Origin of the sequence: Stenotrophomonas rhizophila (assembly GCF_020857975.1) — a bacterium.
Lineage (GTDB): Bacteria > Pseudomonadota > Gammaproteobacteria > Xanthomonadales > Xanthomonadaceae > Stenotrophomonas > Stenotrophomonas rhizophila_C.
In genome coordinates, this window is sequence record NZ_JACWUO010000019.1 from 37,213 (window position 1) to 64,191 (window position 26,979).

Sequence of the window (26,979 nt, forward strand, 5' to 3'; positions counted from 1 at the left end):
ACGGTGGGGACCTACCGTTCGGTGGCGCAGGCCGGCTGCAGCGTTGCATCATCTTCCTGCGACCGCAGCCACAGCGCGACGCCCACGCCCAGCAGCGCGAACAGCGCCGCGCCGTACTGCGCATGGATCATGCCCTGCAGGGCCGCGTCACTGCTGGCACCCGCGCTGCCACGACCGGCATTGGCCAGCATCACCAGCAGCGCCAGGCCCAGCGCGCCACCGATCTGCTGCGCCGTGGCGGCCATGCCGGAGGCCACGCCCTGCTGCGCGGCCGGCACGCCCTGCCCGGCCACGATCCACATCGCCGTCCAGGTGATGCCCTGGCCCAGGCTGAGCACCACGATGCCCGGCAGCAGCGCCCAGTAGGTCGCGCCATAGGGCAGCGCGACGGCGACCGCGGCGATGCCGACCGCGCCGGCCAGCATGCCCACCGTCAGCACCTGCCGCGGCGAGCGCCGGGCGAGCATGCGCTCGGCGATGCGGATGCCGAACGTGCACACCAGGGTCGGCGGCAGGAACGCCAGGCCCGCCTGCAGCGCGCTCCAGCCGTAGCCATCCTGGTAGTACAGCGCCAGGAAGTAGTACTGCACGCCGTAGCTGCTCATGAACAGCATCGTCAGCAGCATCGCCGCGCGCAGGCTGCGCAGGCGCAGCAGAGAGAACTGCATCAGCGGGTCGCGGCTGCGGCGTTCGATCTGCACGAAGGCCGCCAGCATCACTGCCGAGATGACCAGGCAGATCAGCGTGCGTGGCGCCAGCCAGCCCCACTCCGGGCCTTGGACCAGGGTGGTCACCAGCAGGCTGCCGCCGAGGGTCACGGTGACGCAGCCGGCCAGATCGAACGAGCGGCCCGCCAGCGGCGCGGGGTCGCGCGGCAGCCACCAGCCACCGAGCAGTGCACAGCCACCGGCGAACGGCACGATCACCAGCAGGACCGAGGCCCAGCCGAAGCTCTGGGTCAGTACGCCACCGAGCAGCGTGCCCAGGGCCAGGCCACCGGCGCTGGCCATCGACCAGATCGCCAGCGCGCGGTTGCGCGGCGCGCCTTCGGCGTAGAGGGTGTTGATCAGCGCCAGCGTGGCCGGGAACAGCAACGCCGCGCCGATGCCCTGCACCGCGCGGGCGGCGATCAGCAGCCAGGCGCTGTTGCTGAACCCGCCGATCAGCGAGGCCAGCGCGAACAGCGCCATGCCCAGCCGATAGATGCGGCGGCGCCCCAGCAGATCGGCCGCGCGGCCGCCGAGCAGCAGGCAGCCGCCGAACGCCACCGTGTAGCCGCTGACGATCCACTGCAGCTGCTGGGCATTGATGTGCAGCTGCGCGCCCATCTCGTGCAGGGCAACGAAGATGATGGTGGAATCCAACGCGATGATCAGCTGGGCGGTGGCGAGCAGGGCCAGGGCCAGGCGGGGAAACGCCGGCGCCGGCGCGCCAGCGGGAGACAGGGGGGAGGTCATGCCGACTCGAGGGTACGTAAGAAGGTGGGCAGTCTCATTGATGAAGTTGCATAGATAAACCCGGATACTTCGATATCTGTCATGCATATCCGCATGAATCGGAGGAGCGATGGACCTCAACGCCGTGCGCATGCTGGTGCAGGTGGCCGAAACGCGCAGCTTCACGGTCGCCGCCGGCCAGCTGGGAATCAGCCAGTCCGGGCTGTCGCGGGCGATCGGGCGGCTGGAGAGCGCGCTCGGCGTGCGCCTGCTCCACCGCAACACCCGCAATGTCAGCCTGACCCCGGACGGGCGCCAGTTCGTCGAACACTGCGCGCCGCTGCTGGGCGGGCTGGAGGATGCCGAGCGGCGCCTGGGCGATCGGCCGTCCACCCCGTCGGGCGTGTTGAAGCTGACGGCGCCGTCGATGTTCGGGCGCAAGGTGCTGGTGCCGTTGGCCGGGCAGTTGATGGCGGCCCATCCGCTGCTGCAGTTCGAGCTGGTGCTCAATGACCGGCTGGTCGACCTGGTCGAAGAAGGTTTCGATGCGGCGCTGCGCACCGGACCGATCAGCGATGTGCGCATGGTGGCGCGACCGCTGCGGCCGTTGAACTGGGTCACGGTCGCCTCGCCGGCCTACATCGCGCGGCAGGGCGAACCGGCCAGCGTCGATGCGCTGCGCGACCACGCCTGCCTGGCGGTGCGCAATCTGCGCAGCGGACGGCTGGTGGATTGGCAGTTCCGCGAGACCGACGGCCAGCTTCGCGAGTTCACCCCACCGGCGCGGATGGTGTTCGACGGCGGCGACCCGCTGGTGGAAGGCGCGCTGGCCGGGATCGGGATCGTGCAGGTGATGGATTTCGCGGTGGCCGACGCGCTCGCCGATGGCCGGCTGCAGCGCGTGCTGCAGCCGTTCGAGGGCCGCAGCCGCGCGTTGTCGCTGGTCTACCCGCCCTCGCGGCAGGCATCGCCAAAGCTGAAAGTGTTGGCCGACGCATTGCTGGCCGGGAACTGGTAACCGGGCGTTCGGCGCTCCGGTAGTGCCGGCCGCTGGCCGGCTGCGCTCCGATCAGGGGCAGCGTTGTGCCCGTGCCCTGCCTGCCCGTGCATCGCGTGGAGCCGGCCAGCGGCCGGCACTACCCGGGTGGCATTACCTTGCCGCCGGCCTCTCCCCCGGTGATGCCGATCACGACCAACGGTCGTGATCTACCGCGCGGTGCCACGGGGCGGGAGGCATCCACCGCGCCGTGGGAGACAACGCGGGTAGGTGCCGACCGTTGGTCGGCACATCGGATCATCCGGCGAAGCGATCCGTCGCGCGCACCAGCGCATCCACGTTCTCCGCTTCAAACGCCGAATGGCCCGAGGCCGGGCTGATTTCCAGCGTGGATGCCGGCCAGGCCTTATGCAGTTCCCAGGCGCTCTGCAGCGGGCACACCACGTCGTAGCGGCCGTGCACGATCACCCCGGGAATGTCGGCGATGCGGTGCACGTCGCGCAGCAGCTGCTCTTCCACCTCGAAGAAGCCGCCGTTGACGAAGTAGTGATTTTCGATGCGGGCAAACGCCAGCGCGAACTGCGGGTCCTGGTGGCTGTCGATGAAGTCCTCGTCAACGTGCAGGAAACTGGTCGCCCCTTCCCACACGCTCCAGGCGCGGGCGGCGGCCAGCCGGGTGGCTTCGTCGTCGCTGGTCAGGCGCCGGTGGAAGGCCGAGATCAGGTCGTGCCGCTCCACCTCGGGAATCGGCTTGAGATAGTGCTCCCACGCATCCGGGAACAGGCGGTTGGCGCCTTCCTGGTAAAACCATTCCAGTTCCCAGCGGCGCAGCATGAAGATGCCGCGCAGCACCAGCTCGGTGACCCGGGCCGGATGGGTCTGCGCATAGGCCAGCGCCAGGGTGGAGCCCCAGCTGCCGCCGAACACCTGCCAACGGTCCAGCTGGAGGTGCGCGCGCAGTTTTTCGATGTCGGCCACCAGGTCCCAAGTGGTGTTGTCGACCAGGTCCGCATGCGGGGTGGAACGCCCGGCGCCACGCTGGTCGAACAGGATGATGCGGTACCTGGCCGGGTCGTGGAACTGACGCATCTTCTCGCTGCAACCACCACCGGGGCCGCCGTGCAGCATCACCACCGGCTTGCCGTCGGGGTTGCCGCATTGCTCGAAGTACAGCGTATGGCGGTCGTCGACCTTGAGCGTGCCGACGTCGTATGGGGTGATGGCCGGATACAGCGTACGCATGATGGAACTCCGTGGTTGGGGACAGGCGCGGGCGGGCGAATTCACCACTCGCGCGGGCTGATCAGTTCTTCGACGTCCACATCGTAACCATAGCTGCGCGCGACCAGCTCGAAATCGGCGGCGATGTTCTCGCGCGCGGCGGTTTCCAGTTCGCTGTCCTGCGCTTCGAAGGCTTCACCGAGCACGTTGAACTCCAGCGTCGCCGCATGGGTCAGCGCCAGCAGCGCGGCGCCATCGGCCGGACGTTCGCGCTCGATGCGCGCGCACAGGCGCAGCAGGATCTGCTGGCCCTGCCGGACCAGGGCCGGAGGGAAATAGGCGTCGTCGAGCATGTCCGCCAGGAACGCATGCCCCTGCAGGTGCGCGTTGGAAACGGTCGGGCTGGTGGTGGGCATGGCGCATCCTTTCGATTGGACCGCCATTCTACCCACGGCGTGTTTCAGCCAGAGTCAGGCTGCGCCGGGCAGACAGCCACAGGTCACCCGTTCGCGCTGTTCCAGATCGCGCATGGTGCCGATTTGGGTAAAGCCAGCCTGCGCGAACCGCGCGCGGATCGCCGCGCCCTGGTCCCAGCCGTGCTCGATCAGCAACCAGCCGCCGGGCAACAGGTGCGCCGACGCGCCGGCGACGATCCGGCCGATGTCGTCGAGCCCATCGTGGCCGGAAGCCAGCGCGCCCGGCGGCTCATAACGCAGGTCGCCCTGCTGCAGATGCGGATCGCCGCTGGCGATGTAGGGCGGATTGCTGGCGATCAGGTCAAAGCGCAGGCCTTGCAGCGGCTCGAACCACGAACCGTGGCGGAACTGGACATTGCCCAGCCCGTGGCGCTCGGCATTGCCACGCGCCACCGCCAGCGCGTCCGCGCTGGCATCGGTGGCGGTCACCCGGGCCTGCGGGCGTTCGCTGGCCAGGGCCAGCGCGATCGCGCCGCTGCCGGTGCCCAGGTCGGCCACGGCCAGCGGGCGGTCGGCAGGCAGGCGGGCCAGGGCCAGCTCCACCAGCAGTTCGGTCTCCGGGCGCGGGATCAGCGTGGCCGGGCTGACCGCCAGGTCCAGGGTCCAGAAGCCACGCCGCCCGAGCAGGTAGGCCACCGGTTCGCCGGCCGCGCGCCGTTCCAGCAGGGCGGCAAAGGCCGCTGCCTCGGCGTCGCCGACCGTATCGGTGGCGTGGGCGAACAACCAGCTGCGTTCACGGCCCAGTACCTGCAGCAGCAACAGTTCGGCTTCATGCCGGCCTTCCACGCCCGGCAGGGCGGCGGCGGCATCGACAAGCAGCTGGCGGACCTCACGCGGGGCGGCAGTCATGGCGGTTCGGGCAGGACAGGGGCGCGCAGTGTAGTGCAGCGGGCCGGCCCGGTCCCCGCCGCAAACGGGGCGACCGCGACGTGGCTGGCGATTCGGCACCCGGCTCCGCCATTGCTTTCGTGCATTAAAGAACACACATCAATTTGCCTGAACTATGAGTTTTCCGGCGTCGTCCGCCCGGCGCAGTGCGTTTGGTCCGGGTTTGGTTCAGGTAACTGCGGCTACGGATAAGCGGGGGCTATCGCCACATGCTGCCGGGCCGGCATGCAATGTCATTGCCCTGCAAGGCTTCTGGCCGATACAGGCGAGGACGTTCATCGTCCGATCAGAGCATTTCGATAGACTATATCTATCACATAGATGCAATCAATGGATTGTCCTTATCGCAAAGGAGCCGCTAACCTGTCATGGCTGCTTCAACCCACCCCCTTTCACCAAGAGGAACAACGATGTCGCTCATCAATACGCAGATCAAGCCGTTCGAAGCCAACGCCTACCAGAACGGCGAGTTCATCAAGGTCTCCGACAGCACCCTGAAGGGCCAGTGGTCGGTGCTGATCTTCATGCCGGCCGCGTTCACCTTCAACTGCCCGACCGAGATCGAAGACGCCGCCGACCATTACGCCGAGTTCCAGAAGGCCGGTGCCGAGGTGTACATCGTTACCACCGACACCCACTTCTCGCACAAGGTATGGCATGAGACCTCGCCGGCCGTCGGCAAGGCCCAGTTCCCGCTGGTCGGCGACCCGACCCACCAGCTGACCCGCGCCTTCGGCGTGCACATCGAAGAAGAAGGCCTGGCCCTGCGCGGCACCTTCATCGTCAATCCGGAAGGCGTGATCAAGACCCTGGAGATCCATTCCAACGAGATCGCCCGCGACGTCTCCGAAACCCTGCGCAAGCTCAAGGCTGCCCAGTTCACCGCCGCCAACCCGAACCAGGTGTGCCCGGCCAAGTGGAAGGAAGGCGAAAAGACCCTGACCCCGTCGCTGGACCTGGTCGGCAAGATCTAAACCGCCGCCCCCATCCCCATTCCCGCCTGTCGGGAATGGGGGTGAACCGAAGCCCGTGCCACGCCGGCGCAGCGCCCTCCAAGGGCCTCGCGCGCGGGTTTCGGTTCACCCCCATGCCGCGCAGATGCACCCTTGGGGTACGTCGACGCCACCCCCTTGCCTGAACCAAGGAGTTTTTCGATGTTGGATGCCAACCTCCAGTCCCAGCTGAAGACCTACCTGGAACGCGTCACCCGCCCGATCCAGATCACCGCGCACGTCGATGACGGTGCCAAGTCGCAGGAAATGCTGGAACTGCTCAACACCCTGGTCTCGCTGTCGGCGCAGATCTCCCTGGAGGTGCGCCGCGACAGCGCCGAGCGCACCCCGTCCTTCGCGCTGACCACGCCGGGCCAGGACATCCACCTGGCCTTCGCCGGCCTGCCGATGGGCCATGAGTTCACCTCGCTGGTACTGGCCCTGCTGCAGGTCGGCGGGCATCCGTCCAAGGCCACCGCCGAGCTGATCGAGCAGGTGCAGAACCTGGAAGGCGACTACAGGTTCGAAACCTATTTCTCGCTGTCCTGCCAGAACTGCCCAGACGTGGTGCAGGCACTGAACCTGGCCGCAGTGCTCAACCCGCGCATCCAGCACGTGGCCATCGACGGCGGCCTGTTCCCGGCCGAAGTGGAGGCGCGCCAGATCATGTCGGTGCCCACCGTGTACCTCAACGGTGAGATGTTCGATCAGGGCCGCATGGGCCTGGAGCAGATCGTGGCCAAGCTCGATACCGGCAGCGCCAAGCGCGAGGCGGCGAAGATCGCCACCAAGGCCGCCTTCGACGTGCTGGTGGTCGGCGGTGGCCCGGCCGGCGCGGCCGCGGCGATCTATGCCGCGCGCAAGGGCATCCGCACCGGCGTGGCGGCCGAGCGTTTCGGTGGCCAGGTGCTGGACACCCTGGCGATCGAGAACTTCATCTCGGTCAAGCACACCGAAGGCCCGCAGTTGGCCACCGCGCTGGAACAGCATGTGCGCGAGTACGAGGTGGACATCATGAACCTGCAGCGCGCCACCGCGCTCAAGCCGGCCGGCGCTGACGGGCTGGTCGAAATCGTGCTGGAGAACGGCGCGTCGCTGAAGTCGCGCACGGTGGTCGTGTCCACCGGCGCACGCTGGCGTCAGATGAACGTGCCCGGCGAAGAGCAGTACCGCAACAAGGGCGTGGCGTACTGCCCGCACTGCGATGGCCCGTTGTTCAAGGGCAAGCGCGTGGCGGTGGTTGGCGGCGGCAACTCCGGCGTCGAAGCGGCCATCGACCTGGCCGGCATCGTGACGCATGTGACCCTTCTGGAATTTGATGACAAACTGCGTGCCGACGAGGTTCTGCAAAAGAAACTGCGCAGCCTGGCCAACGTCACCATCATCACCAGCGCCCTGACCCAGGAGGTCCTCGGCGATGGCCAGAAGGTGAACGGCCTGGTCTACCAGGATCGCATCGGTGGCGATGCGCACCGGGTCGAGCTCGAAGGCATCTTCGTGCAGATCGGGTTGCTGCCCAATACCGAGTGGTTGAAGGATTCGGTGGCGCTGTCGCCGCGTGGCGAAGTGATCATCGATGACCGCGGCCAGACCAGCATCCCGGGCGTGTTTGCCGCAGGCGATTGCACTACCGTTCCGTACAAGCAGATCATCATTGCGATGGGCGCCGGTTCGACCGCCGCACTGAGTGCTTTTGATCACCTGATCCGTACATCCGTTCCCAAGAGCAGCGGTTCTGTCGCCGAAGCTGCCTGAAACGTTCCGGTCCCGGTTTTCCGGGACCCACCTGCTGGGTAAGCCACGCCGTCACCCGGTCCATTACCGCTGAGAGGTCAAAGGAAATGAACCTACGTGATCTGAAATACCTGGTGGCGCTGGCCGACCATCGCCACTTCGGCCGGGCGGCGGCGGCATGCTTCGTCAGCCAACCCACGCTGTCCACCCAGATCCGCAAGCTGGAGGACGAGCTGGGGTTGCCGCTGGTCGAGCGTGCACCACGCAAGGTGATGCTGACCCCGGCGGGGGTGGAAGCGGCAGCGCGCGCGCGCAGCATCGTGGCCGAAGTGGAACAGATGAAGGAAGCGGCCCGACGCAGCCGCGACCCCGAAGCAGGCACCGTGCGGCTGGGCATCTTCCCCACCCTGGGGCCGTACCTGCTGCCGCATGTGATCCCCAATATCCGCGAACGCTTCCCGCAGCTGGAACTGCTGCTGGTCGAGGAAAAGAGCGACGAGCTGCTGGGCCGGTTGCGCGAAGGCAGGCTGGATGCCGCGCTGCTGGCGCTGCCGCTGGACGATGACCAGCTGCACGCCGAGTTCCTGTTCGAGGAACCGTTCCTGCTGGCGGTGTCCGGCCAGCACCCGCTGGCCGAGCGCCAGCAGCTGGACGTGCAGGAACTGTCTTCGCAGAAGCTGCTGCTGCTCGAGGACGGGCATTGCCTGCGCGACCAGGCACTGGCGGTATGCCGCCTGTTCGGTGCCAATGAAAAATCCGAATTCCGCGCCACCAGCCTGGAAACCCTGCGCCAGATGGTCGCCGCCGACGTCGGCATCACCCTGTTGCCGACCCTGTCGGTGAAGCCGCCGGTGCCGCGCTCGGACAATATCCGGCTGCTGGACTTCAGCGGCGACAACCGCCCCAGCCGCCGCATCGCGATGGTCTGGCGGCGCAGTTCGGCGATGAACGGTTTCCTGGAGCAGTTGGCCCAGCAGTTCAAACGCCTGCCGCAGCGGCTGTTCACGCTGGAGAACAGCGATTTCGCCACCAACGCAGGCAGCGCGCCGCGCCGCGCCAGCTGAGCGGCACGCTGAACCGGCCACATCGGCGCCGGCAGCAGGCGGGTCGCATCCGCCCTCGATAGGCAGCACAATAGAACCCAGGCGGCGCCAGCAGGCGCCGCCTTTTGCATGGGCCTTCAACAATCGCAAGGAGCTTCACAATGTCCACTTCCAGCGGACTGCCCCCTTCAATCATCGTTTCCAGCCACGACATGGATCGCCTGGATGCCATGCTCGAATCCCCCGCCGTCAGCCAGACCCCGGCCGCGGTGGCCTTGGCCCAGGAACTGAACCGGGCTACCGTGGTGCCGCCCGAGCAGATGCCCGAGGGCATCGTCATGATGCATTCGCGGGTGGAATGCGAAGATGAGCTGCAGAACGAAAAACACGTGCTGACGCTGGTCTACCCGCGCGAAGCCGATGTCGAACAGGGCAAGGTTTCCATCCTTGCACCGGTGGGCACCGCCCTGCTGGGCCTGTCGGTCGGCCAGACCATGGAGTGGGACGCCCCGGGCGGCCGCAAGTTGCGCCTGCGCGTCACCGCGGTCCACAACCAGCCCCACGCCTGACCTTGCTGCCGCGCTTGAGCGCTGCGTCCACGTCCCGTACCAGGAGTTGCAATGAGCACCGTTTCGCCGTCCAAACTCACCCAGTTGCGTGACCTGTCCATCGTGGTGGCCGATACCGGCGACGTGGAGGCGATCAAACGCCTGCAGCCGGTGGACTGCACCACCAATCCGACCCTGGTGAAGAAGGCGCTGGACCTGCCGGTGTATGCCGACCTGATCGAACGCGAACTGGCCTGGGGCCGCGCGCAGCAGGGCGAGCGCGAGGCCATCGTAGAGGCCGTGGCCGACCGCCTGACCGTCGGGGTGGGCACGCTGCTCAGCAGCCTGGTGCCGGGCCGGGTCTCCACCGAGGTGGACGCCGACCTGGCCCACGATACCGCCGCCACCGTGGCCAAGGCGCGGCAGTTCATCGCCATGTACGCCGCCGCCGGCGTGCCGCGCAGCAAGGTGCTGATCAAGATCGCCGCGACCTGGGAAGGCGTGGAAGCGGCGCGCCAGCTGCAGGCCGAGGGCATCGACTGCAACCTGACGCTGATCTTCAACCCGACCCAGGCGCTGGCCTGCAGCGAAGCCGGCGCGTTCCTGATCTCGCCGTTCGTCGGCCGCATCCTGGACTGGTACGTGGCCAACGACCAGGCCCCGGCCAGCATCGATGAAGATCCGGGCGTGGTGTTCGTGCGCGGGGTCTATGCCGAATTCAAGCGCCGCGGTTCGCCGACGGTAGTGATGGGCGCCTCGTTCCGCTCGACCGCGCAGATCGAAGCCCTGGCCGGTTGCGACCGCCTGACCATTTCGCCGGACCTGCTGGAGAAGCTGGACGCCGAGCAGGGCGAGCTGCCGCGCAGGTTGGTGGCCGTCGCGCCGGAAACCGTGCAGGCCACGCCGGTCGACGCGGCGCGTTTTGCCGCCGACCTGGCCGCCGACCCGATGGCCACCGAGAAGCTGGCCACCGGCATCGACGCCTTCGCCAAGGACCTGGACGCCCTGCGCCAGACCATCCGCACGCGGTTGTAAGCGCGCCGGATGGCTGGACGACAAAGGCCCCGCATTGCGGGGCCTTTTGGTTTGCAGCGGTGGCCGCGCGGTAACGGCATGGCCGTGGTCGAGGGGCTTCTCCGGCCGAGGTCATGCCTTCGCTGCGCTGATCGACGGTATCGGTAGTCGATCCGGATGCGACCCTACCAGGGCGCTGGTAGGGTCGGGTCCCAACCGACTGCCGATGCGGTGTCCGCGCCCGGTAACGCATGGCAATGATCGACAGCGCTCTCCGGCCGAGATCATGCCTTCGCCGCGCTGATCGACGGTACCGGTAGTCGATCCGGATGCGACCCTACCTTTCGGGTCTGGCCCGGTCAGGCGTCCACGCCGATCGGGCAGCTCACCCCGGTGCCGCCGATGCCGCAGTAGCCGTTCGGGTTCTTGGCCAGGTACTGCTGGTGGTAGTCCTCGGCGTAATAGTAGGCCGGCGCCGGGAATTCGATCTCGGTGGTGATCGCGCCATGGCCGGCCTCGGTCAGGCGCTGCTGGTAGGCCTGGCGGCTGGCCAGCGCGGCGTCGTATTGGGCCTGGTCGGTGGCATGGATAGCCGAGCGGTACTGGGTGCCGGTGTCGTTGCCCTGGCGCATGCCCTGGGTCGGGTCATGGCTCTCCCAGAACACCTGCAGGACCTGGGCCACGGAAATGATCGCCGGGTCGAACACCACCTCGACGATCTCGGTATGCCCGGTCATGCCCGAACAGACTTCCTCGTAGGTCGGGTTCGGGGTCGAGCCGCCGGCGTAGCCCACCGAGGTCGAATAGACCCCCGGCAGCGTCCAGAACTTGCGCTCGGCCCCCCAGAAACAGCCCATCGCCACGCGGATGCGCTGCAGGCCGGTGAAATCGCCCTGCAGCGGGTGGCCGTTGACGTAATGCTGGTTGTGCAGCGGCAGCGCCTGTTCACGGCCCGGCAACGCCTCGTCCGGGCGCGGCAGGCGCTGCTTGAACGCACCGATGCCCAACAGGCCCTTGGCAATTCCCAACATGGCGGTCTCCTAGGCCGGCAACGGGCCGGCGCTTTCGTCTCCGTCGAATATGGGGTCGTCCGGGGCGCCACCCAAGTCGAGTCCGGCCACGATGCCCTCGGCCTCCGGCCGGACCAGGTCCGGCACGCAGACCCGCAACACCCCGAACAACGGCAGCTCGCCCATGCCCCCCAGCAGCGACTCGCCGAACACGAACGCCGGGATCCCGGCATCCTCCAGCGCATGCTTGACCAGGTGGGCATCGAACAGGTTGTCGGCCTGGTAGATCACGTGCATGGGCAGGCTCCGGCGGGTGTTGGTCCAGCATACCCCCGGGGGCTGAAGGCGTGCCGACCAGCGCCGGGGTCCGGTAGTGCCGGCCGCTGGCCGGCTCCTGGTGTAGCCGGCAATGTGCAGAGCCGGCCAGCGGCCGGCACTACCGGGCGTACCGACCAACGGTCGGTACCTACCGTTTAGCCTGTCGCCTTGCGACAGGCTAAACTGTTGGTCTTTCTGCCTTTTAGACTGCGACCGCGCATCATGTCCGAGCCTACCGCCGCCCCCACCGACGCCCTTCCGGAAACCCATGAAAAGCGGGATTTCATCCGTCAGATCGTGCGCGAGGACTTGGCCAGCGGCAAGCATGCTGCGATCAAGACCCGCTTCCCGCCCGAGCCCAACGGCTACCTGCACATCGGCCATGCCAAGTCGATCTGCCTGAACTTCGGCATCGCCGGCGAGTTCAGCGGCGTGTGCAACCTGCGCTTCGACGACACCAACCCGGCCAAGGAAGACCCCGAGTACGTCGCCGCCATCCAGGACGACGTGCGCTGGCTGGGCTTTGAGTGGAACGAACTGCGCCATGCGTCGGACTACTTCGACGCCTACTACCTGGCCGCCCAGAAGCTGATCCGCGACGGCAAGGCCTATGTCTGCGACCTGTCGGCCGAGGAAGTGCGCGCCTACCGCGGCACCCTGACCGAGCCGGGCCGGCCCTCGCCGTACCGCGAACGCAGCGTCGAGGAAAACCTGGACCTGTTCGGCCGCATGCGCGCCGGCGAGTTCCCCGATGGCGCGCGTACCGTGCGCGCCAAGATCGACATGGCCAGCGGCAACATCAACCTGCGCGACCCGGCGCTGTACCGGATCAAGCACGTCGAGCACCAGAACACCGGCAATGCCTGGCCGATCTACCCGATGTACGACTTCGCCCATGCGCTGGGCGATTCCATCGAAGGCATCACCCATTCGCTGTGCACGCTGGAGTTCGAAGACCACCGCCCGCTGTACGACTGGTGCGTGGACAACGTCGACTTCGCCCACGATGATGCGTTGACCGCGCCGCTGGTCGAACGCGGGCTGCCGCGCGAGGCGGCCAAGCCACGCCAGATCGAGTTCTCGCGGCTGAACATCAACTACACGGTGATGAGCAAGCGCAAGCTGATGGCGCTGGTCACCGAACAGCTGGTGGACGGCTGGGAAGATCCGCGCATGCCGACCCTGCAGGGCCTGCGCCGGCGCGGCTATACCCCGGCGGCGATGCGCCTGTTCGCCGAGCGCGTGGGCATCAGCAAGCAGAATTCGGTGATCGATTTCAGCGTGCTCGAAGGCGCGCTGCGCGAAGACCTGGACAGCGCCGCGCCGCGCCGCATGGCGGTGATCGACCCGGTCAAGCTGGTGCTGACCAACCTGCCCGAGGGCCACGAAGAAACCCTGAGCTTCTCCAACCATCCCAAGGACGAGGCCTTCGGTACCCGCGAGGTGCCGTTCGCACGCGAACTGTGGATCGAGCGCGAGGACTTCGCCGAAGTGCCGCCGAAGGGCTTCAAGCGCCTGCTGCCGGGCGGCGAAGTACGCCTGCGCGGGGCCGGCATCATCCGCTGCGATGAAGTGATCAAGGACGCCGACGGCACCATCACCGAACTGCGCGGCTGGCTGGACCCCGAATCGCGTCCGGGCATGGAAGGGGCCAACCGCAAGGTCAAGGGCACCATCCACTGGGTCAGCGCGGTGCACGGCGTGCCGGCGCAGATCCGTCTGTACGACCGCCTGTTCTCGGTGCCCAACCCGGACGACGAGACCGACGGCAAGACCTACCGCGACTACCTCAACCCCGAGTCGCGCCGCACCGTCACCGGCTATGTCGAGCCGGCCGCGGCCAGCGCCGCCCCGGAACAGTCGTTCCAGTTCGAGCGCACCGGCTATTTCGTTGCCGACCGCCGCGACCACGCCGCCGCCACGCCGGTGTTCAACCGCAGCGTGACCCTGCGCGATACCTGGTCGGCGTAAGCCTGCAGGCCGGTGCCAGGCACCGGCCACCCTGCTGCGCGGCCCCGCAACGGCGGTGCCGCGCAGCCACTCCCCACGCCAGCGGCGCACCCCCTGCGCCCCAGCACCGTGGCCGCGTTCAGCGCGGACACGGCATCCCTACGCGCCGCCCGATACACTGCCGCTGCTCCATATTTGAAGAGGCCCACGCCCCGATGCTGTACGCGCAAGTCCACCTCACCCTGCCCGCCTGGATCCACGACCAGATCGATCTGGCCCGTGTATATCCCGACGATGCCGCCAAGGTCGCCCTGGCGATCGAGCTGTCGCGCCTGAATGTCGAGGCGGAAACCGGCGGCCCGTTCGGCGCGGTGGTGTTCGGCCCGGACCACCGCGTGATCGCCGCCGGCGTCAACCGCGTAGTGCCGCACAGCACCTCGCTGGCGCATGCCGAGAACATGGCCTACATGCTGGCCCAGCAGCGCCTGCAGACCCCGCGCCTGAACGATGTACTGCGCCCGATCACCCTGGCCACCTCCTCCCAGCCGTGCTGCCAGTGCTATGGCGCCACCATCTGGGCCGGCATCGACCGCCTGCTGATCGGGGCCAGTGCGCAGGACGTGGAAGAACTGACGCCGTTCGATGAAGGCCCGCTGCCCGCCGACTGGATCGGTGAACTCAACAAGCGTGGCATCGAGGTCGTGCGCGACATCGAGCGCGACGCAGCGCGCGCGGTACTGCGCCAGTACGGAGAGACCAACGGTGCCCATTATTGATCCCCGCGCCGCTGGCGGCGCGCGATGAGCGGCCTGCTGTGCCTGTGCCGGCAGGGCTTCGAGCCGGAGCTGGCCGGCGAACTGTCCGAACGGGCGGCCTATGCCGGCATCGCCGGCTATGCCCGCACCCAGCGCAACGACGGCTATGTGCTGTTTGCCACCGAGGAAGGCGCGGCGCTGTCCAAGGCATTGCCGTGGCGCTCGCTGATTTTCGCCCGGCAGAAGATGGTGGTGCTGGCCGAGCTGCCCCAGCTCGATGCGGCCGACCGCATCACCCCGATCATGGCCGCCCTGCAGGGCCAGCAACGCTTCGGCGACATGTGGGTGGAACATCCCGATTCGGATGAAGGCAAGCCACTGGCCGGCCTGGCCCGCGCGTTCGGCAATGCGCTGCGCCCGGCGCTGCGCAAGGCGGGGCTGCTCACCGACAAGCCCAACACCGGGCTGCCGCGCCTGCATATCGTGTTCGTCGACGGCCGCCACGCCTTTGTCTGCGTGGCCGATACCCGCGACAGCGCGCCGTGGGCGCTGGGCATCCCGCGCTTGAAGCTGCTGCCCGACGCGCCTTCGCGTTCTGCGTTGAAGCTGGACGAGGCGCTGCTCACCCTGATGACTCCCGAAGAGCGCGAGCTGCTGGTCAAGCCGGGCATGCGCGCGGCCGACCTGGGCGCCGCACCGGGCGGCTGGACCTGGGTGTTGACCCGCCAGCACGTCAGGGTGATCAGCGTGGACAACGGCCCGCTGCGCGAGCACGTGCTGGAGACCGGCCTGGTCGAGCATCTGCGCGCCGACGGTTTCCACTGGCAGCCGGAGACCCCGCTGGACTGGATGGTCTGCGACATGGTCGAACAGCCGCGCCGGGTTGCCGAGCGCATGGCCACCTGGTTCCGCGAGGGCTGGTGCAAGCATGCGATCTTCAATCTCAAGCTGCCGATGAAGAAGCGCTGGGACGAAACCCGGATGTGCCTGGACCTGTTCCAGGAACAGGCCGGCAAGCCGCTGGTGGTACGCGCCAAGCAGCTGTACCACGACCGCGAGGAAATCACCGTGCTGGCTTCGCCGTTGCGGTGATGGCATACCGGGGCGTCCGCGCCGGGCGGTGCCCGGCCGACGCCTCGATCATGGCCGCGCGTTGCGCGGCCGGCCGGGCATGGTCCGGCGCTACCCACGTCATGTACGGAGGCTTCCATGCGAGGTCGTTCTGCCCTGGTTCTGCTGCTGACCCTGCTGCCCTCGCTTGCCCTGGCCCGGGCCTACACGCCGCCGCCAGCGATCAGCGAACCGCTGCGCGAGGTGCCGGCCGGCGTGCGCACGCAGTCGTTGTCCGAAGGCCGGGTGACCCACCAGGTCACGTTGTCGGCGCCGGCCGGCGAAGCGGCCGTGACCGTGCGCTCGGTACAGCCGGTGAACGTGGTCGGCCAGTACCGGTTCGCGTTCGCGGCGCTGGACGTGGACGGCGACGGCTTCCTCAGCCGGGCCGAAGCGCAGGCCAACCCCGCCCTGGCCGATGAGTTCGGCGCGCTGGACGTGAAGCGGCGCGGGAAGCTGGATCGCAGCGACCTGGCCGGTTGGCTGGTGGATTGAAGCGCAGCCGGGCATGGCCCGGCTTCTACCGGGCGCCATCCATGCCATGGATACCGGTTTCGGGTGAATGCCATCCACGCATGGCGTGGATTTAACGGCTTCGGGTGGGTTCCAATCCGTGGCGTGGATTTGCCGGTTTCCGGCGTAGATCCACGCCATGCGTGGATGCTTCTACACCCCGGCCGCGCGCTTCCAGAGCATCGATACCAGCGGCGGCAGCTTGCCGGCGCAGCCCAGCACGCGGCCGCGGGCCAGGGTCAGGTGCATCTGGTCGTTGGAGAACACCGTGTTGATCGCATCGAAGCTGTAGGCGGCAATCGTGTTCTCGCTGCGCCGCTCGCGCGCCCAGCGTTGCAGGCGGTGCGCCGACATCCAGTCCTGGCGGCGCTGCTGCGCCTGCAGGACCAGCGCACGCAGCGCGGCCACATCGCGCAGGCCGAGGTTGACGCCCTGCCCGGCCAACGGGTGCACCACATGCGCGGCATCACCCAGCGCCAGCACGCGGCCGGCCACATACCCAGTCGCCAGTTGCCGCCGCAGCGGGAAGGCGGCACGCTGGGACGCCAGCCCCATCGCGCCCAGCCGCCCACCAAAGGCGCTGGTCAGTTCGCGTCCGAACGCGGCCTCGTCCAGGGCCAGCACGCGCTCGGCCTGCGCATCGGGCAGGGTCCAGACGATCGAACTGCGGTGCGCGCCGACCGGCAATACCGCCAGCGGACCGGTCACCAGGAAACGCTGCCAGGCGGTGGCTTCATTGTTCCGCTCGGTATCGACATAGGCGACCACGCCACGCTGGCCGTAATCCTGGCCGCTCACCTCCAGCCCGGCCAGACGGCGCAGGGTGGAGTTGGCGCCATCGGCGGCGATCGCCAGCGAGGCGTCCAGCCGGCGCCCGTCCTCCAGCCGCAGGCGCACGCCGTCGGCGTCCTGCTCCAACGCGTCCACCCGCGCCGGGCAACACAACTGCACGCCGGCCGCCGGCAATGCCGCCCACAAGCGGTCGACCAGCAGGTCGTTCTCCACGATCCAGCCCAGCTGCTCGCGGCCCAGGGTGTCGGCGTCGAACCGCAGTTCATCGCCGCCGGCGGCGTCCCAGACCCGCATGCGCCGGTAGGCGCAGGCGCGCGCGGCGGTCACCGCCGGCCATACCCCCAGCGCGGCCAGCAGCTGGGCATTGTCCGGCGCGAACGCATAGACACGCAGGTCCGCTGCCTGCCGCTGCCACGCCGGCGGCTCGCGGCCTTCGACCAGGGTCACCTCGAGCCCGGCCCCGGCCAGCGCCAGCGCGCAGGCCGCACCGACCACGCCGCCACCGACCACGATCACATCGCGCGCGCGCCGGCTCATGCGCCCGCTCCCCGGCACAGGTCCGGTACTTCGCCACGGAAACCCATCGCGCCGCCGACCAGCATCGACTGCAGCGGCGTGGCCTGCGCGGCCAGCAAGCCCAGGCTGCGCAACGGCCGCATCAGCGGCGCCGGGTTGCTGGTCAGCCGGGCCAATCCGCCGGAGAAGGCGATGGTCTGCCGGCGGTCCTCCTCGCGGCGCGCCACATGGGCGTGCAACAGCGTATCGCTGCCCGGGTCATCGGCCCCCGCCACCAGTTCGGCCAGGGTCAGCGCATCGCGCAGGCCCAGGTTGAAGCCCTGTGCGCCGAGCGGGTGGATGGTCTGTGCGGCGTTGCCGAGCAGCACCGCGCGTTCGCCGACCAGCGCCCGGGCCAGCACCTGGACCAGCGGGTAGGCACTGCGCGGGCCGCTGTCGAGCAAGCGCCCGGCGCGCCAGCCGATCGCCGCCTGCAGCCGCTGCAGCCATGCTGCGTCGTCCAGCGCCAGCACCGTATCGGCCTGGTCGCGGGCCACCCCGTGCACCGCGCCGTAGTGGCGGTCGCCGCGCGGCAGCAGCGCGGTCGGGCCGGTATCGGTGAAACGCTCATAGGCGGTGCCGTCCGGCGCGCGCGCACTGCGCACCCGCGCCACGAACAGGCTCTGCTGGAAATCGTGTTCGTCCACGCCGATGCCCAGCGCCTGCCGCACCGCGCTGCTGGTGCCGTCGGCGCCGACCACCAGCCGCGCCAGCAGGCAACGCTCGCCATCGGCGTCGGCGATGAACACCTGCCGGTAGCCGTCGATGGTGCCGCCCAGCCGCACAAAGCGCGCCGGGCGGTAACGGGACAGCCCGGACAGCGCGGACAGCCGGGTTTCCAGCGCATGGCCGAAATCGCGCGCCACCACCACCTGGCCGAACCACGGCCGCTGGTACTGCGCGGCGTCCATCTGCACGCGGCCGAAATCGCCGGCGCGGCTGACATGGATGCGGGTGATCGCACCGGGGGCCGTGCCCAGCAGCTGCATCACGCCCAGCGCGGTCAAGGCGTTGACGGTGGCGGCGGCGAAGCTGAGGTTGCGCTGGTCGAACACCGCCGGCAGCGCGCCGGCCGCAGTGGCCTCCACCAGCCCGACCTTGCGCCCGGCCCGGTCCAGGGCGATGGCCAGGCTGGCACCGACCAGCCCGCCGCCCACGATCACTACGTCATGTCGTTCACTCATGCCGGCAATGATAAGCGGTTGGCCGTTGCCGGCGCGTGCGACGCCCTGCCGCGGCAGGCGCTAGAATGAATGCCGAGCCCTTACCCGTCGCCGCCATGACCTCCCCTGCCCAACGCGCCTTCGTCCTGTCCGTGCTCGTGCTGTTGATGGCCGCGACCCGGGTCAATCACTTCATGGCGATCCCCGACGCTTCCTGGGCGGTGTTCTTCATCGGTGGCTTCTACCTGCGTGCCTGGACGCGCTGGGCGTTCCCGCTGCTGATGGCGCTGGCGATCGTGATCGACGTGCTGGTGATCCGCGGCAGCGGCCTGGAATACCTGCAGCATTACTGCGTCTCGCCCGGCACCTGGATGCTGCTGCCGGCGTACTTTGCGCTGTGGGCCGGCGGCATGCTGCTGCGCCAGGGCTACCAGGGCGCGCACTGGAGCACGCTGGGCAAGGCCGTGGTGCTGCTGGTGGCCGCGGTGGCGGTCTGCCACCTGCTGGCCCAGGGCGGCTTCTACTGGAGCAGCGCGATGGTGGCCGATCCCAGCGTCGCGGGCTGGCTGCAGAACTATGCCGACTGGTTCGTGCCCTACCTGCGCACCGCGGCGATCTATGTCGGCCTGGCCGCGGCCCTGCAGCTGGCCGCCGAACAGTTCGGCAAGCTGCTGCAGGCCCGCCACGACGTGCTGCGCTGAGCAGGGCGCAGGCATGGGCAACCGGCTTTCGCGCATCTATACCCGTACCGGCGATGACGGCAGCACCGGCCTGGGCGACGGCACCCGGGTGCCCAAGGATGCGGCGCGGGTAAACGCCTACGGCACCGTCGACGAGGCCAATTCGGCCCTGGGCGTGCTGCTGGCAGTGCCGCTGCCCGAGCCGGTACGAGCGCTGCTGACCACCGTGCAGCACCAGCTGTTCGACCTGGGCGGGGAGTTGTGCATTCCCGGCCATGCCGCCATCCAGGCCGCCGACATCCAGGCCCTGGAACGCCAGCTGGACCACTACAACGCCGACCTGCCGGCCCTGAAGGAATTCATGCTGCCGGCTGGCGGCGAGGCCGCCGCACGTTGCCACCTGGCCCGTACCATCGTGCGTCGCGCCGAACGCGAGACGGTTGGCCTGGCCCGGCTGGAACCGGTCCGCGCCGAGGCGATCGGCTACCTCAACCGGCTGTCGGACCTGCTGTTCGTGCTGGCCCGCGTGCTGGCGCGGGCCGATGGCCACGGCGACGTGCTGTGGCAGCACCAGCGCCGCCACGCCTGACCGGCCCGCCCACCGGAGCCCCCGCCCGTATGCTGGTTTTCACCCACCCTGCCTGTCTGCAACACGATCCCGGCCGTGGCCACCCCGAATGCCCGGCCCGCCTGCAGGTGGTGCTCGATGCCCTGCGCGGCGCCTTCCCGGACCAGCTGGACTGGCGCCAGGCCCCGCCGGCCAAGCTCGGCGAGCTGGCCCGGGTGCATGACAGCGAACTGATCGACCTGGTGCTCGCGGCGCAGACCGAGCCGGTGCGGTTGATCGACATGGACACCATGACCTCGCCGGGCTCGGCCAGCGCCGCGCTGCATGCCGCCGGCGCCGGCGTGGCCGCGGTCGATGCGGTGATGCTCGGCGAGGACCCGGTGGCGTTCTGCGCGGTGCGCCCGCCCGGCCACCACGCCACCGCCAGCACCGCGATGGGCTTCTGCCTGTTCAACAACATCGCCGTGGCCGCCGCCTATGCGCGCGACCGCTACGGCCTGGAACGGATCGCCATCGTCGATTTCGACGTGCACCACGGCAATGGCACCCAGGACATCTTCATCGCCGACCCCGGCGTGTCCTACTACAGCACCCACCAGGCCGGGCTGTTCCCCAACTCCGGGCTGCGCCGCGACCGCGGCGCCGGCAACCTGCTCAACATCCTGCTGCCGCCGGGCAGCGGCGGCTTCCGCTTCCGCAACACCTGGGCCGACGAAATGCTGCCGGCGATCGACGACTTCCGCCCCCAGCTACTGCTGATCTCGGCCGGCTTCGATGCGCATATGCGCGACCCGCAGGCCGACCTGATGCTGGAAACCGACGACTTCGCCTGGATCACCGCCGAGCTGCGCGGCCTGGCCCGGCGCCATGGCGGCGGCCGGGTGGTGTCCATGCTGGAGGGCGGTTACGACCTGCAGGCGCTGGCCGAATGCGCCGTGGCCCACGTCGGCCAGCTGCGCTGAGGCAGCGCGCAGCCGGCCCGGCGCATGAACCTGAACCCTTGCCCGCGCAAGGCCTTCATTGCCCCTATGCAAGGGATGGGGCAAGCTACGATCCGTTTTCGCCCGAATCCGACTACCGCGTGCGCCGAGTCCTCCGCCTGCTGCCCCTCCCCCTGAGCATCGCCATCTGCCTGCCGGCCATGGCCGACGACAAACCGGTGAACTGGGGCCTGTGCCCGGTCGCCGATGTCCTGCCTGTGTTCGACGATGCGCCCAAGGCCGACAAGGCCGCCGCCGCCACCCGCGACCAGCAGGACACCGACATCGAGGGGGACCAGCTGTTTGGCACCACCACGGTGCCGCAGTACCAGGGCAACGTGGCGCTCAAGCGCGGCGACCAGTTCCTGGGTACCGACCACCTGAGCTTCGACACCGAAAGCGGCAACTACATCGCCGAGGGCAACGTCCGCTACCAGGACTCCTCGATCCGGATGCTGGCCAAGCGCGCCGAAGGCAACCAGGAAGCGGACACCCACAAGATCAGCGACATCCAGTACCAGCTGGTGTCCCGGCGCGGCAACGGCGTGGCCGAATCGGTGGACCTGCAGGGCGCGGTGGGGCAGATGCACCGCTCCACCTACACCACCTGCGACCCCTCGCAGCCGGTCTGGAAGCTGTCGGCGCCGCAGATCGAAGTGGACAACGACGAAGGCTTCGGCACCGCGCGCAACGCAGTGCTGCGGATCGGCAAGGTGCCGGTGCTGTGGGCACCGTACTTCAAGTTCCCGATCGACGACCGTCGCCAGACCGGCCTGCTCTACCCCGAGCTGGGCCTGTCCGGCCGCAACGGCTTCGATTACGCCCAGCCGATCTACTTCAACCTGGCGCCGAACTACGACGACACCCTGACCCCGCGCTACATGAGCAAGCGCGGTTTCATGCTCGACAACGAATTCCGCTACCTGTACGACGGCGGCCGCGGCGAACTGCTGACCGCCTACCTGCCCAACGACAAGTTGCGCGACAAGGACCGCGGCCGGGTCGAGTACACCGGCTACCACAACATCAACGTCAACTGGCAGGCGCGCGCCAACCTGGCCTGGGTCAGCGACGAACGCTACACCGAGGATTTCTCCAGCAAGCTGCTGGGGGTGACCGCCTCCAACCTGCAGAGCCAGATCGGCATCTACGGCACCGGCGAGAACTGGACCGGCGGCCTGATGGCAGACTACTGGCAGCTCACCGACTACACCCTGACCGAAGACGCGCTGCCCTATGCGCGCCAGCCGCGGGCGTTCTTCAATTGGGACAAGCCGCTGCTGCCGTGGCTGGAAGCCGGCGTCTACGCCGAAGCGGTGCGCTTCACCCACGACGACAACCGCCGCAAGATCATCGATGCCGACGGCGAGTACATCCGCTCCGGGGTGGTCGACCCGCGCTTCAACGGGTCGCGCCTGGACATCAAGCCGTACGTGTCGATGCCGTTCAGTGGCGCGGCCTGGTATGTCACCCCGACCGTGGCCTGGCGCTACACCGGCTATCAACTGGACCAGGGCCTGGCCGACCAGATCCGCCTGCAGAACCTGGCCGCCGCCGGGGTCGCCAACCCGACCCCCGAGCAGCTGCGCGGCGACACCTCGCCCAGCCGCAGCCTGCCGGTGGCCAGCCTGGATGCGGGCATGTTCTTCGACCGCGAAACCACCATCGGCGGCAAGTCGTTCCTGCATACGCTGGAACCGCGCCTGTTCTACCTGCGTACGCCTTACCGCGACCAGAGCGACCTGCCGATCTTCGATACCCGCGATTTCACCTTCAGCTGGGGCCAGCTGTTCCGCGACTCGCGCTATACCGGCGCCGACCGCCAGAACGATGCCAACCAGCTGACCATGGCCCTGAGCACCCGCTTCATCGACCAGAACACCGGCAGGGAACGCTTCTCCGGCAGCATCGGCCAGATCCTGTACTTCGATGATTCGCGGGTGACCCTGCCGGGCAACACCTCCCAGGTGGAGAAAGGCAAGTCGGCATGGATCGCCGATGCCAACTACGCCATCAACGACCGCTGGAACCTGGGCGCCACCTACCAGTGGGACCCCAAGTACAAGCGCGAAGACCTGGCCAGCGTGCGCGCGCGCTACCTGATGTCCAACGATGGCGTAGTCAACCTGACCTACCGGCACCGCTTGAATTCGCTGGCGTCCAGTACCGCGAGCAAGGAAGAACGGACCCTGCTGGAGCAGGTGGACCTGTCCTTCCTGTACCCGCTCAGCCCCACCTGGAGCCTGGTTGGCCGCTACTACTACTCCATCCAGGACAAGGCACCGCTGGAAATCATCGGTGGCGTGCAGTGGGACAGCTGCTGCCTGGCCGTCCGCGCCATCGCCCGCCGCTACGTGCGCAACCGCGAGGGCGAGCTGAACAATTCCTTCCAGATCGAGTTCGTGCTCAAGGGCCTGAGCTCCATCGGCCAGAACACGGACCGCACCTTGCGCCGTGCTATTCTCGGGTACTACCGAGACGACCTCTATCTCGTGCCGCCCAGCAATACCGGGGCCGACCGTGACGACTACGATCCGAACCTGATCCCATGACCAAGACCCTTCCCGTTCTACTCGCTTCCCTGCTGGCGGTCTCCACCGTCGCCGCACCGTTGCCGGTGCTGGCCCAGCAGGGCCAGCCGCTGGATCGCATTGCCGCCATCGTCGATGAGGACGTGGTGCTGCAGAGCGAACTGGACCGTGCGATCCAGAACATCAAGGCGCAGTACGCCGGCCGCGAGGCCCAGCTGCCGCCGGACGACGTGCTCAGCCGCCAGGTGCTGGAACGGCTGGTGCTGGTCAAGCTGCAGGTCGCCCGCGCCGAGAGCAGCGGGGTCAAGATCAGCGACCAGGAACTCAACCAGGCCCTGAACGCGATCGCCCAGCAGAACGGGTCCAACCTGGATGCCCTGCGCCAGCGCCTGGCCGGGGACGGGATCGATTTCAACGATTTCCGTGCCTCGGTGCGCGACGAAATCACCGTGCAGCGCCTGCGCCAGAGCTTCGCGCAGAGCCGCATCAGCGTCAGCGAGGGCGAAGTGGATGCCGCGCTGAAGCAGCAGGCCACCGTGGGTACCCAGTACCACCTGGCGCATATCCTGGTCGGCCTGCCCGAGGGCGCCACCGCCGAGCAGATCGGCACCGGCCAGAAGAAGGCCGATGGCGTCAAGGCGCTGCTGGACAAGGGCGAGCTGGACTTCAACGCGGCGGCCGTGCGCTATTCCGACAGCCCCAACGCGCTGGAAGGCGGCGACCTGGGCTGGCGTTCGCTGGATGAAATCCCCAATGCGTTCGCGCAGATGATGACCCAGATGAAGCCCGGCGACGTGGTCGGCCCGCTGCGCGGCCCGAGCGGCTTCCAGCTGCTGAAGCTGGTCGAAGTGCGCGACGCCAGCGCCGCCGGCAGCGGCCAGACCATCACCGAGTTCCACGGCCGCCACATCCTGGTGCGCATCACCGACCAGCAGGACAATGCCGCCGCCAAGGCCAAGATCGACACCCTGCGCGCCCGCATCGCCGGTGGCGCCGATTTCCAGACCGTGGCCAAGGAATCCTCCGAGGACAACAACAGCAAGGGCCAGGGCGGCGACCTGGGCTGGTTCCCGGCCGACGCGTTCGGCCCGGACTTCGGCAAGCAGATCGAAGGCGTCACCGACGGCGGCGTGAGCCCGCCGTTCCGCACCGACGCCGGCTGGCATATCGTGCAGCGCGTGGCCACCCGCCAGACCGATGCCACCACCGACAACCAGCGCGCCCAGATCCGCGAAACGATCGGCCGCCGCAAGCTGGAAGAAGAGTACAACCGCTTCCTGCAGGAACTGCGTGGCGAAGCCTACGTGAACCTGCGCAGCGGCGACCGCGCCGAAGGCGCCAGCACCACCACGCCGCCGCAGTCCTGAGCCCGGCCCGATGATCCCGCAGCTCGCTCTGGTACCGGGCGAGCCCGCCGGGATCGGCCCGGAACTCTGCCTGCGCCTGGCCCAGCAGCCGCGCACCGATTGCCGGCTGCTGGCTTTCGCCGACCCGGACACCCTCCGCGCGGCGGCCACCGCCTTGGCGCTGCCGCTGCAACTGCTGCCCGAAGATGCCATCGCCCGCCAGCCGGGCGATCTGCCGTTGCGCGTGGTCGCCAATGCGCGGCCCTCGCGCTTCGGCCACGCCGACCCGGCCAATGCCGGGGCGGTGATCGGGGCGCTGCTGCAGGCCGGCCAGGCCTGCCTGGATGGCGACCTGGCCGGGGTGGTGACCGGCCCGGTGCACAAGGCGGTGATCAACCAGGGCGGCATCGCCTACAGCGGCACCACCGAACTGCTGGCCGACCAGGCCGGGGCCGAGGTGGTGATGATGCTGGCCAACGACATCGTGCGGGTGGCCCTGGCCACCACCCACCTGCCGCTGCGCGCGGTCGCCGATGCGATCACCGCCGACGGCCTGGCGCGCACCCTGCATACCGTGCACGCCGCGCTGGCCGGGCAGTTCGGCATCGCCGCCCCGCGCATCGCCGTGCTCGGGCTGAACCCGCATGCCGGCGAAGACGGCCACCTCGGCCGCGAAGAGCTGGACCTGATCATCCCGCTGCTGGCGCGCCTGCGCGCCCAGGGCATGGACCTGGTCGGCCCGCTGCCGGCCGACACCGCCTTCCTGCCGGCCAAGCTGGCCGGCTTCGACGCGGTGCTGGCGATGTACCACGACCAGGGTCTGCCGGTGCTCAAGTTCAGCGGCTTCGAACAGGCGGTCAACATCACCCTGGGCCTGCCCTACCCGCGGGTGGCGGTCGACCACGGCACCGCACTGGAACTGGCCGGCCGCGGCATCGCCGACCCATCCAGCCTGCTGGCTGCCACCGGCCTGTGTGCCCGGCTGGCGCGGCAACGTACACTGGCGCCATGACTTCTTCGTATTCCCCCTCCGCCGCCGGGTTCACCGCGCCGGCCAAAAAGCAGCTCGGCCAGCACTTCCTGGCCGACCGCAGCTATATCGACAAGATCGTGCTGGCCGTCAGCCCCAAGGACGACGACCGCCTGGTCGAGATCGGCCCCGGCCAGGGCGCCATCACCCTGCCGCTGCTGCGCCGCCATCCGCGCCTGACCGTGATCGAATTCGACCGCGACCTGATCGCGCCGTTGACCGCCGCGGCGGCCCCGCTGGGCGAGCTGACCATCGTGCACCGCGACGTGCTGCAGGTGGACTTCACCGAGCTGGCCGCCGGCGGCCAGATCCGCCTGGTCGGCAACCTGCCCTACAACATCTCCTCGCCGATCCTGTTCCATGCCATGGAGCACGCCGCAGTGATCCGCGACATGCACTTCATGCTGCAGAAGGAAGTGGTCGACCGCATGGCCGCCGAGCCGGGCAGCAAGGTGTTCGGCCGCCTGAGCGTGATGCTGCAGGCCTGGTGCAAGGTGACCGCGTTGTTCGTGGTGCCGCCGGGGGCATTCCGGCCGCCGCCGAAGGTCGATTCGGCGGTGGTACGCCTGGTTCCGCGCGATCCGGCCACGGTCGACATCCGCGACCGGAAACGGTTTGCCGAGGTGGTCAAGGCCGCCTTCGGGCAGCGCCGCAAGACCCTGCGCAACGCCCTCAACAACGTGGTCAGCCCGGCGCAGTTCGAAGCGGCCGGGGTGCGCAGCGATGCCCGCGCCGAACAGCTGGAAGTAGCGCAGTTCATCGCACTGGCCAACGTCCCGCCGCTGGACGGCGACGACGCCGCGCCATGAACCGCACCCGCGCGCGCCGATACCGGGCCGCGCATGCGTAGCACCGCGGGATGGCCACGCCGGGCTGCACGCCGGCGCGGTGATGGGCTCACCTTAAATTGCACGACATTCACTAAACTGCCTGCATGAACGACGCTGCAAACTATGCGATCTCCGTCGAGGTCGCCCCCCGTTTCCTCGACGACCAGTCCACGCCGGAGGACGGGCGCTATGCGTTCGCCTACACCATCCGCATCCACAACCAGGGCCGCATCGCCGCGCGCCTGGTGGCCCGCCACTGGCGCATCACCGATGCCAACGGCCGCACCGAACACGTCGATGGCGATGGGGTGATCGGCGAGCAGCCGCGGCTGCGCCCGGGTGAAGACTTCCGTTACACCTCCGGTGTCATGCTGGAAACCGAACACGGCACGATGCAGGGGCATTACGACATGGTGGCCGACGATGGCACCGAGTTCGCCGCCCCGATCGCGCCGTTCGTGTTGACCGTTCCGCGCACACTGCACTGATGGAGGCGCGC

General features: G+C 68.6%; 26 protein-coding genes. 18 read left to right on the plus strand and 8 right to left on the minus strand.

Features of this window, described 5'->3' with window-relative positions:
* Positions 1 to 11: 11 nt before the first annotated feature.
* Positions 12 to 1,457 carry an MFS transporter gene (locus IC535_RS15595; RefSeq protein WP_228886341.1) on the minus strand — a complete coding sequence of 482 codons (1,446 nt, stop codon included), beginning with the start codon at positions 1,455 to 1,457 and terminating at the stop codon, positions 12 to 14.
* Between the two features lie 109 nt (positions 1,458 to 1,566).
* On the opposite strand from IC535_RS15595, the gene IC535_RS15600 reads away from it, so the two are divergent.
* Positions 1,567 to 2,454, plus strand: coding sequence for a LysR family transcriptional regulator (locus IC535_RS15600; protein ID WP_228886340.1), 888 nt, complete (start codon positions 1,567 to 1,569; stop codon positions 2,452 to 2,454).
* Positions 2,455 to 2,730: 276 nt separating this feature from the next.
* Here IC535_RS15600 and pip read toward each other — a convergent pair whose 3' ends face one another.
* Genes pip through prmC form a run of 3 tightly spaced genes read right to left on the minus strand, consistent with a single transcriptional unit; the run spans position 2,731 to position 4,979 of the window.
* Complete coding sequence (gene pip, locus IC535_RS15605) at positions 2,731 to 3,675, minus strand: prolyl aminopeptidase (RefSeq protein ID WP_228886339.1); 945 nt, start codon at positions 3,673 to 3,675, stop codon at positions 2,731 to 2,733.
* Between the two features lie 41 nt (positions 3,676 to 3,716).
* On the minus strand, positions 3,717 to 4,070 hold the full coding sequence (locus IC535_RS15610) for a DUF5713 family protein (RefSeq protein WP_228886338.1): 354 nt from the start codon (positions 4,068 to 4,070) through the stop codon (positions 3,717 to 3,719).
* Positions 4,071 to 4,124: 54 nt separating this feature from the next.
* A complete protein-coding gene (gene prmC, locus IC535_RS15615; protein ID WP_228886337.1) occupies positions 4,125 to 4,979 on the minus strand; it encodes a peptide chain release factor N(5)-glutamine methyltransferase in 855 nt (284 codons plus the stop codon).
* 449 nt (positions 4,980 to 5,428) lie between these two features.
* Here prmC and ahpC point away from each other — a divergent pair, with 449 nt between their 5' ends.
* The 5 genes from ahpC to IC535_RS15640 all read left to right on the plus strand — a co-directional run bounded on the left by ahpC (position 5,429) and on the right by IC535_RS15640 (position 10,370).
* Positions 5,429 to 5,992 (plus strand): alkyl hydroperoxide reductase subunit C, encoded by a 564-nt coding sequence (gene ahpC / locus IC535_RS15620; protein WP_228886336.1) that lies wholly within the window; start codon positions 5,429 to 5,431, stop codon positions 5,990 to 5,992.
* 180 nt (positions 5,993 to 6,172) lie between these two features.
* Positions 6,173 to 7,765, plus strand: a complete 1,593-nt coding sequence (ahpF, locus tag IC535_RS15625) for an alkyl hydroperoxide reductase subunit F (protein WP_228886335.1) — start codon at positions 6,173 to 6,175, stop codon at positions 7,763 to 7,765.
* An 86-nt stretch (positions 7,766 to 7,851) separates the two neighbouring features.
* Positions 7,852 to 8,808, plus strand: coding sequence for a DNA-binding transcriptional regulator OxyR (gene oxyR / locus IC535_RS15630; RefSeq protein ID WP_228886334.1), 957 nt, complete (start codon positions 7,852 to 7,854; stop codon positions 8,806 to 8,808).
* Between the two features lie 140 nt (positions 8,809 to 8,948).
* Positions 8,949 to 9,356, plus strand: a complete 408-nt coding sequence (rnk, locus tag IC535_RS15635; protein WP_228886333.1) for a nucleoside diphosphate kinase regulator — start codon at positions 8,949 to 8,951, stop codon at positions 9,354 to 9,356.
* A gap of 51 nt (positions 9,357 to 9,407) precedes the next feature.
* Positions 9,408 to 10,370 (plus strand): transaldolase, encoded by a 963-nt coding sequence (locus IC535_RS15640; protein WP_228886332.1) that lies wholly within the window; start codon positions 9,408 to 9,410, stop codon positions 10,368 to 10,370.
* Positions 10,371 to 10,708: 338 nt separating this feature from the next.
* Here IC535_RS15640 and msrA read toward each other — a convergent pair whose 3' ends face one another.
* Positions 10,709 to 11,359, minus strand: coding sequence for a peptide-methionine (S)-S-oxide reductase MsrA (gene msrA / locus IC535_RS15645; RefSeq protein WP_228886425.1), 651 nt, complete (start codon positions 11,357 to 11,359; stop codon positions 10,709 to 10,711).
* 30 nt (positions 11,360 to 11,389) lie between these two features.
* Positions 11,390 to 11,656 carry a DUF2007 domain-containing protein gene (locus IC535_RS15650; protein ID WP_228886331.1) on the minus strand — a complete coding sequence of 89 codons (267 nt, stop codon included), beginning with the start codon at positions 11,654 to 11,656 and terminating at the stop codon, positions 11,390 to 11,392.
* A gap of 243 nt (positions 11,657 to 11,899) precedes the next feature.
* Between IC535_RS15650 and IC535_RS15655 the strand changes: the two genes are divergently transcribed.
* From IC535_RS15655 to IC535_RS15670, 4 genes are all read left to right on the plus strand, one after another.
* Positions 11,900 to 13,648 (plus strand): glutamine--tRNA ligase/YqeY domain fusion protein, encoded by a 1,749-nt coding sequence (locus tag IC535_RS15655; protein ID WP_228886330.1) that lies wholly within the window; start codon positions 11,900 to 11,902, stop codon positions 13,646 to 13,648.
* Between the two features lie 194 nt (positions 13,649 to 13,842).
* The gene (locus IC535_RS15660) at positions 13,843 to 14,403 is read left to right on the plus strand and encodes a nucleoside deaminase (RefSeq protein WP_228886329.1); all 561 of its coding nucleotides are present in this window, start codon (positions 13,843 to 13,845) and stop codon (positions 14,401 to 14,403) included.
* Positions 14,404 to 14,427: 24 nt separating this feature from the next.
* Positions 14,428 to 15,474, plus strand: a complete 1,047-nt coding sequence (gene rlmM, locus IC535_RS15665) for a 23S rRNA (cytidine(2498)-2'-O)-methyltransferase RlmM (protein ID WP_228886328.1) — start codon at positions 14,428 to 14,430, stop codon at positions 15,472 to 15,474.
* Positions 15,475 to 15,591: 117 nt separating this feature from the next.
* On the plus strand, positions 15,592 to 15,987 hold the full coding sequence (locus IC535_RS15670) for an EF-hand domain-containing protein (protein WP_228886327.1): 396 nt from the start codon (positions 15,592 to 15,594) through the stop codon (positions 15,985 to 15,987).
* A 171-nt stretch (positions 15,988 to 16,158) separates the two neighbouring features.
* Here the strand turns inward: IC535_RS15670 and IC535_RS15675 are convergent, their stop codons facing one another.
* Together IC535_RS15675 and ubiH are read right to left on the minus strand one after the other, a co-directional pair.
* Positions 16,159 to 17,334: a UbiH/UbiF family hydroxylase gene (locus tag IC535_RS15675; protein ID WP_228886326.1), complete on the minus strand. Its 1,176-nt coding sequence runs from the start codon at positions 17,332 to 17,334 to the stop codon at positions 16,159 to 16,161.
* Entirely contained in the window at positions 17,331 to 18,536 is a 1,206-nt protein-coding gene (ubiH, locus tag IC535_RS15680) for a 2-octaprenyl-6-methoxyphenyl hydroxylase (RefSeq protein WP_228886325.1), read from the minus strand. The genes IC535_RS15675 and ubiH overlap by 4 nt, the downstream gene beginning before the upstream one ends.
* Before the next feature lie 95 nt (positions 18,537 to 18,631).
* On the opposite strand from ubiH, the gene IC535_RS15685 reads away from it, so the two are divergent.
* The 8 genes from IC535_RS15685 to apaG all read left to right on the plus strand — a co-directional run bounded on the left by IC535_RS15685 (position 18,632) and on the right by apaG (position 26,968).
* A complete protein-coding gene (locus IC535_RS15685; protein ID WP_228886324.1) occupies positions 18,632 to 19,216 on the plus strand; it encodes a hypothetical protein in 585 nt (194 codons plus the stop codon).
* Positions 19,217 to 19,229: 13 nt separating this feature from the next.
* The gene (locus IC535_RS15690; protein WP_228886323.1) at positions 19,230 to 19,784 is read left to right on the plus strand and encodes a cob(I)yrinic acid a,c-diamide adenosyltransferase; all 555 of its coding nucleotides are present in this window, start codon (positions 19,230 to 19,232) and stop codon (positions 19,782 to 19,784) included.
* Between the two features lie 29 nt (positions 19,785 to 19,813).
* Positions 19,814 to 20,725, plus strand: coding sequence for a histone deacetylase family protein (locus tag IC535_RS15695; RefSeq protein WP_228886322.1), 912 nt, complete (start codon positions 19,814 to 19,816; stop codon positions 20,723 to 20,725).
* 119 nt (positions 20,726 to 20,844) lie between these two features.
* Positions 20,845 to 23,295, plus strand: a complete 2,451-nt coding sequence (gene lptD / locus IC535_RS15700; RefSeq protein WP_228886321.1) for an LPS-assembly protein LptD — start codon at positions 20,845 to 20,847, stop codon at positions 23,293 to 23,295.
* The gene (locus tag IC535_RS15705; protein ID WP_228886320.1) at positions 23,292 to 24,641 is read left to right on the plus strand and encodes a peptidylprolyl isomerase; all 1,350 of its coding nucleotides are present in this window, start codon (positions 23,292 to 23,294) and stop codon (positions 24,639 to 24,641) included. The genes lptD and IC535_RS15705 overlap by 4 nt, the downstream gene beginning before the upstream one ends.
* 10 nt (positions 24,642 to 24,651) lie before the next feature.
* On the plus strand, positions 24,652 to 25,632 hold the full coding sequence (gene pdxA / locus IC535_RS15710) for a 4-hydroxythreonine-4-phosphate dehydrogenase PdxA (RefSeq protein ID WP_228886319.1): 981 nt from the start codon (positions 24,652 to 24,654) through the stop codon (positions 25,630 to 25,632).
* The gene (rsmA, locus tag IC535_RS15715) at positions 25,629 to 26,459 is read left to right on the plus strand and encodes a 16S rRNA (adenine(1518)-N(6)/adenine(1519)-N(6))-dimethyltransferase RsmA (RefSeq protein ID WP_228886318.1); all 831 of its coding nucleotides are present in this window, start codon (positions 25,629 to 25,631) and stop codon (positions 26,457 to 26,459) included. The genes pdxA and rsmA overlap by 4 nt, the downstream gene beginning before the upstream one ends.
* Before the next feature lie 125 nt (positions 26,460 to 26,584).
* Positions 26,585 to 26,968, plus strand: a complete 384-nt coding sequence (apaG, locus tag IC535_RS15720; RefSeq protein WP_228886317.1) for a Co2+/Mg2+ efflux protein ApaG — start codon at positions 26,585 to 26,587, stop codon at positions 26,966 to 26,968.
* Positions 26,969 to 26,979 lie beyond the last annotated feature (11 nt).